Source organism: Pseudonocardia sp. McavD-2-B (assembly GCF_024124365.1).
GTDB classification, from domain to species: Bacteria; Actinomycetota; Actinomycetes; order Mycobacteriales; family Pseudonocardiaceae; genus Pseudonocardia; species Pseudonocardia alni.
In genome coordinates this window covers 1-1,838 of sequence record NZ_JAMXSG010000493.1, presented here as the reverse complement: position 1 = coordinate 1,838, position 1,838 = coordinate 1, and the positions used below count along the sequence as shown (strand labels likewise).

Below are 1,838 nucleotides of genomic sequence, written 5' to 3'. Positions count from 1 at the left end.
GCGGCGACCTCGGAGCGGTCGACGGCGGTGGAGCACCCGGCGGCGGCGGCGAGCAGGGCCAGGGCGAGGGCGAGCAGGGCACGCAGCGGTCGGGGCATCGTGTGCCTTCCGGGAGGGGACCGGCGCCCGGGACGTCGGGCGTCGCGCGGGCGGGATCACCATCGCGCGCCACCGGCCGGTGGCCCCGGGACTTCCGGCCCGGTCCCGGCGGGACCTTCGTCCCGCCGGCCCCGGCGCGGCTAACGCCGTCGCGCTGACGCGCGAGCCCCAGCCCATGGGGACGACGACCACCTCCCGGCGGCGTGGCCCGGACCCGGCGCCGCCGCCGGGGCGGGTCGTGGCGGTGGACACCGCCCGCGGCCTCGCGCTGATCGGGATGATCGCGGTGCACCTGTTCTCCGAGACCGGCCCGGACGGCGCCGCCTCACCGGTCCAGAGCGTGCTCGCCGGGCGGGCCGCGCCGCTGTTCGCGGTCCTCGCCGGGGCCGCCGTCGCCTTCACGACCGGTCGCGCCCGCGTCACCGGGGCCCGCGCCGCCCGGGTCGCGGCGGCCCGGCTCGGCACCCGCGCCGTGCTGCTCTGCCTGATCGGCCTGGCACTGGGCTCGTTCGACACCGACCGCAGCCCCGGCGTCATCCTGGTGTTCTACGGCGTGCTGTTCGCCCTGGCCGTGCCGCTCGTACTGCTGCCGACCCGCGTGGTGCTCGCCGTCGGGGTCGCCTCCGCCTGCGTGATGCCGGTGGTGAGCCACCTGGCCCGCGCGCACCTGCCCGCCCCGCTGGGGACCGATCCGTCGTTCGTGTCGGTCGCCACCGAGCCGCTCACAGCGCTGCGCGAGGTGGTCCTGACCGGCAACTACCCGGTCGCGACGTGGTTCGCCTACGTCTGCGTCGGACTCGTCGTCGGGCGGCTGGACCTGTCGTCGCGACGGGTGGCACTGCGTCTCGTCGTCGCAGGCACCGCCGTCGCGGCCGCCGCCTGGTGGGCGTCGTGGCTGCTGCTGCACCCGCTCGGGGGTCTGTCCCGGCTGCTCGCACTGCCGCTGGGCACCGAGGACCCGGTGTCGGAGCTGCTGTCCGTGGGAGCGGGCGGGGTCGTTCCCACGGACAGCTGGTGGTGGCTGGCCGTGCTCGGCCCGCACACCGGCACCACCCCGCAGGTCGTGCAGTCGTCCGGGATCGCCGTCGCCGTCGTCGGTGCGCTGTGCCTCGCGGCGGGGCTGCCGGGCCGGGCCGGGCGCGTGGTGGCGGTGGCGACGACGCCGCCGGCCGCCATGGGGTCGATGACGCTGACCCTGTACTGCACCCACGTGCTGTACCTGATCTCGCCGTACGCGTGGACGGACTCGGTGCCGGCCTTCGTCGCCGAGATCGCCTGCTACGCCGTGTTCGCCACGATGTGGCGGACCCGGTTCCGGCGCGGCCCACTGGAGGGGCTGGTCGGCGGACTCGTCGGGCGCGCCGGGGTGTGGGCCGGTGGCCGGGGGGCCGGCGTCCGACGTGCGCCGGACCCCTCGGCCCCGTCCGGGGCACGGGATCCCGCTACCGCGGACGGGTCACCGGAGCCCGCGTCCGAGGGGGCGGCGGAGCCGTAGGCCCCGAGGGCGCTGCCGCCGGCGTGCGTGGTGCGCCGCCGGGCGACGACGGGTCGTCGTGTCCGCCTCCACGGACCACCACCGCGGTGGCCCTCGGTGCCGGTCGGTGCCTCGGGCCCTCAGCCGGCCGCGGTGTCCTCCGGGGCCTCGCCGAAGGCGCGCGTGTAGGCCACGCGGAACCCGCCCGGACGCAGGAACCCCCACCGGCCCGCGATGCGGCCGACCGACGTCGCGTCGCCGGAGG

General features: G+C 77.9%; 1 protein-coding gene. It reads left to right on the top strand.

What is annotated here, in order from left to right; all coding sequences use genetic code 11:
• The first annotated feature begins 274 nt into the window (after positions 1 to 274).
• Positions 275 to 1,594, top strand: a complete 1,320-nt coding sequence (locus tag NH602_RS30585) for a heparan-alpha-glucosaminide N-acetyltransferase domain-containing protein (protein WP_253069653.1) — start codon at positions 275 to 277, stop codon at positions 1,592 to 1,594.
• The last annotated feature ends 244 nt before the right edge of the window (positions 1,595 to 1,838 follow it).